Genomic DNA, 3997 nt, shown 5'->3' with positions numbered 1-3997 from the left:
GCCCCCGCCCGCCGCGATGCTGGTGGGCGTGGCCGGCACGGTGACAACGCTGTACGCCGTGCAGCACCAGATGGCCACCTACGACGCGGAAGCGGTCCACGGCGGCACGCTGTCCCGGGGCGAGCTGGACGCGCTCACGGACCGGCTGTGCGCCCTGCCCCTGGACGCTCGACGGGCGCTGCCCGGCCTCCAGCCCAAGCGCGCGGACGTCATCCCCGCGGGGGCCCTCATCCTGCGCGAAGCGGTGAAGGCGCTGGGCCTGGATGCGTGCCGCGTGAGTGACCGCGGCCTGCGCTGGGGCCTCCTGGCACACCGCTTCGGCTCCGGCTCCGACACCTCTCGCTCATGAACGCCTCCACCCCCGTCGCTCCGTCCAGCGCGCGTGCCACGCAGTCCGTGCGCGCGGGCTACGCGCTGTTCATCCTCACGCTGATCAACCTGGTCAACTACCTTGACCGGTACATCATCGCCGTCGCGCTGCCGGAGATTCAGAGGGACTTCGGCATCAACGACGCGCAGTCCGGCCTGCTGGGCACCGTCTTCATCATCGTCTTCATGCTGGCGTCGCCCCTGGGCGGCTTCCTGGGGGACCGCATCCCCCGCCGGCTGCTGGTGGCGGGCGGCGTGATCCTCTGGAGCCTGGCCACGGGGGCCAGCGGCCTGGCGGCCAGCTTCACGGCGCTCCTGTTGGCGCGCGCGGTGATTGGCATTGGCGAGGCGGGCTATGGCGCGGTGGCGCCGTCCATCATCTCCGACCTGTACCCGCGCGAGCAGCGCACGCGGATGCTGTCGTACTTCTACATCGCCATCCCGGTGGGCTCCGCCATGGGCTACGGCCTGGGCGGGTGGCTGACGCAGACGTATTCGTGGCACGCGGCGTTCTTCGCGGGCGGCGTGCCGGGGCTCCTGCTGGGCACCATGGCCTTCTTCATGCCGGAGCCGCAGCGCGGCGCCATGGACGGGCCGGACGCGGCGGTGAAGCTGCCGTTCATGGAGGGCCTCAAGGGGCTGGGCCGCAACATGGCCTTCTGGGCCACGACGGCGGGCTACACGCTGATGACGTTCTCCATCGGCGGCCTGGCGTTCTGGATGCCCACGTACCTGGTGCGTGAGCGGCACCTGTGGCTGGAGCACCCGGGCCGCGTGGGCCTGGTGTTCGGCGCCATCACGGCGGTGGCGGGCCTCACCGGCACCGTGGCCGGCGGCTGGCTGGGCGACAAGATGGACCGCAAGCGCGCGGGTGGCGGACTGTGGCTGTCGGGTATCGGCCTGCTGCTCGCGGCGCCGTGCATGTACCTGGCGGTGAACCTGCAGGACACGACGCTGACGTTCGCGGCCATTGGCGTGGCGCAGTTCCTCATCTTCCTCAACAGCGGTCCCATCAACGCGGCCATCGTCAACTGCGTGCCGCCCGCGTTCCGCGCCTTCGCCATGGGCCTCAACGTGCTGTGCATCCACATGCTGGGCGACGCCATCTCCCCCACGCTCATCGGGCAGATCGCCGACATGGCCAGCCTCCACACCGCCATCGCCATCAACGCGGTGCCGGTGCTGCTGGGGGGCCTGGCGCTCCTGCTGGGCGCGAAGCTGTTCCGGGAGGCCGTGCCCCGCGAGCAGGTGGGCTGAAGCTCGCGTTGAAACGTCCGGGGCCGGAATGCATCCGAGCCCCATCCGGTTGGGCGAGCAGGTTCGCTGCTCGCCAGGGAAGGAAGCGGAGGCGTTCGTGTCGGTCGTGCATTCGCATGCGCTGCGGTCCTGGAACGCGCCCTCGGGCCCCCTGCTCGTCGCATGCGGACACAGCACGCAGACGCCCTCCGCCTACGCCACCTCGCATCCGCAGGCCGTGCTCGCGCTCTACACGGGCGGGCGGGCCGTCATCGACCAGCGCACCCGCCTGACGGTGTCCACGGGCGATGTAATGCTCATCCCCGCCGGGGAGAAGCACCGGATGGTGTCGACCGAGAGAGCGGAGGTCTGGGGGCTCGGGTTCCATCCGTCCGCCTTCGCGCTGACGGAGGTGGGCCCGCTGCTGGAGCCCTTCGAGCGCGTGCGACAGGGCGCCTCCGCCGTCGTGCCGATTCCTTCCGGACGTCAGGAGCATCTGGCGCGGCTCTTGTCGGAGCTGCACGAGGAGACGCGCGCTCCGCACCGTGCGCTGGGGGAGCAGGTGACGCGCAGCCTGTTCTCGCTGGTGCTGGCGGAGGTGGCCCGTTCGAGCACGTGGGCCCCGGTGGCGTCGCGTCCGACGCTCGCCGGTGAAGCGCTCACGTACATCGAACGGCACTGCCTGGAGCCCATCTCCCTGCGCGAGGTGGCCGCCGCCGTGGGCCGCTCTCCCGCGCACGTCACCACCGCGCTGAAGCAGGCCACGGGCCGCAGCGTGGTGGAGTGGATCATCTCCGGCCGGATGGCGGAGGCGCGGCGGCGGCTGCTGTCCACGGACGAGCGCGTGGACATCATCGCCGAGCGCGTGGGCTACGCGGACCCCACGCACTTCATCCGCCTGTTCCGTCGCACGGAGGGGCTCACGCCCGCCGCGTGGCGCAAGCAGCACCGTGCGCCGTCCGCGCACTGAGCGCTTCAAGCCTCGCGCGTTCGCGGCGCGAGGAGCCGCCTCGTGCCGCCCGCCCATGGCTCCAACAGCACCCGCACCTCGCGCGGTCACGGCTACGACACGCGCGAGGCGGCGTGCGCTCAGTGCCCCTTCTGCCGTGAGGGCGCGGGCTTCCCCGTCACCGCCGTGTAGCGGCGGTCCGCGTCCTCCAGGATGAGGGCGTGGTTCATCATTGCCGCGGCGATGGTGCCGGCACTGGCCGCCGCGATGGCCGCCTGCATCGGCGTCGTCATGTCCCCCACCGCGACGATGCCCGGCACGGACGTCTCGCCCGTGGCATTCACCTTCACGTAGCCCAGGTCATCCAGCTCCAACCCCAGCCGCGTCACCAGTTCGTGCTGCCGCTGCGGCGGCGCGGAGAACATGACGCTCCGGGCGATGCGCGTCCCGTCCTCCAGCTCCACCTCCGCCAGGCGCCCGTTCTTTCCATGCAGCGCTCGGATCCTCCGCTCCTCCAGCGGGATGCCCAGGGCCTGGAGTCGTTCACGCTGCTCCGGCGGCACCTCGAAGTCGCCGTGCGTGAAGACGATGAGGTCCTTGGACCAGTTCTGGATGATGGGTGCGCCGTCCAGGTACTGCGGGTTCTTGGCCAGCATGGCGAAGGGTTGGTCCTGGACCTCCCAGCCGTGGCAGTAGGGACACTGGAAGATGCTGGGGCCCCACAGCTCCTTGTAGCCGGGGATGTCCAGCATCACGTCCACCACGCCCATCGCCAGCAGGAGGCGCCGGGCGTCCACCGTGGTGCCGTCGCCCAGCGCCACGCGGAAGCCACCCTCGTGCTTCTCCACGGAGCCCACGCGCGTGTCGCGCACCTCCACGTTGGGATAGGCCTTCAGCTGCTCACGGCTGATGCGCCGGAACTCCGGCGGCGGGATGCCGTCGCGCGAACCGAAGCCGTGCATGTGCTCCGCCGCGGCGTTGCGCGGCGTGCCCGCGTCGCAGAGCAGCACCCTCTTGCGTCCGCGTCCCAGATACAGCGCCGCGTTGAGCCCGCCGGGGCCGCCCCCCACGATGACCACGTCGTATGCCGCCATTGCCCTGCTCCTCGTGCCGTCGTTGATTCCCTTGGGAGGAACCTAACGACGGGCCCGGGGCCGGCAGGAGGGCGGGGCTTTCGGCGGGATCGGCGGATCTTCCGGTCCGCTACCTCGCGACGGGTGCAGCCCCGGGCGCGTCGAGCTTCGGCCGGTACTCCTCCGCCAGCCGCTCCACCTCGCCCGCCAGCCGCTCCCCTTCCGCGAGCAGCCGGGCCTTCAGCCGCTTCCGGTTGCCCAGCGTGAAGAACAGCTCCAGGTCGTGACGGATTTCATCCCAGCGCTCCGCGAACGACAGCGTGAACAGCGCCAGCGGCGGAACCAGCACGAACGTCGCGAGCCCCCATGC

At 71.1% G+C, this 3997-nt stretch carries 4 protein-coding genes and 1 pseudogene; 3 read left to right on the top strand and 2 right to left on the bottom strand.

Features of this window, described 5'->3' with window-relative positions; translation table 11 throughout:
* From D7W79_RS39665 to D7W79_RS39655, 3 genes are all read left to right on the top strand, one after another.
* On the top strand, nucleotides 1-349 hold a 349-nt coding region (locus D7W79_RS39665; protein ID WP_439099275.1), incomplete at its 5' end, for a Ppx/GppA phosphatase family protein.
* On the top strand, nucleotides 346-1626 hold the full coding sequence (locus D7W79_RS39660) for a spinster family MFS transporter (protein WP_120530405.1): 1281 nt from the start codon (nucleotides 346-348) through the stop codon (nucleotides 1624-1626). The genes D7W79_RS39665 and D7W79_RS39660, both read left to right, overlap by 4 nt.
* 97 nt (nucleotides 1627-1723) lie before the next feature.
* Nucleotides 1724-2575 carry an AraC family transcriptional regulator gene (locus D7W79_RS39655; RefSeq protein ID WP_120530406.1) on the top strand — a complete coding sequence of 284 codons (852 nt, stop codon included), beginning with the start codon at nucleotides 1724-1726 and terminating at the stop codon, nucleotides 2573-2575.
* A gap of 119 nt (nucleotides 2576-2694) precedes the next feature.
* On the opposite strand, the gene D7W79_RS39650 is transcribed toward D7W79_RS39655, so the two are convergent.
* Together D7W79_RS39650 and D7W79_RS39645 are read right to left on the bottom strand one after the other, a co-directional pair.
* Complete coding sequence (locus D7W79_RS39650; protein WP_120530404.1) at nucleotides 2695-3648, bottom strand: NAD(P)/FAD-dependent oxidoreductase; 954 nt, start codon at nucleotides 3646-3648, stop codon at nucleotides 2695-2697.
* Nucleotides 3649-3757: 109 nt separating this feature from the next.
* Nucleotides 3758-3997 (bottom strand): annotated as a pseudogene (locus tag D7W79_RS39645) (acyltransferase); the annotation flags it as partial.

It is taken from the genome of Corallococcus exercitus (genome assembly GCF_003611585.1).
Lineage (GTDB): Bacteria > Myxococcota > Myxococcia > Myxococcales > Myxococcaceae > Corallococcus > Corallococcus exercitus.
The sequence above is the reverse complement of the archived record's forward strand: the minus strand, read 5'-3'. Positions and strand labels throughout refer to the sequence as shown.

Bases quoted from the DNA above. Each gene is read 5' to 3' on its own strand.
- D7W79_RS39660 (WP_120530405.1), top strand. From the start codon at position 346: ATGAACGCCTCCACCCCCGTCGCTCCGTCCAGCGCGCGTGCCACGCAG.
- D7W79_RS39650 (WP_120530404.1), bottom strand. From the start codon at position 3,648: ATGGCGGCATACGACGTGGTCATCGTGGGGGGCGGCCCCGGCGGGCTC.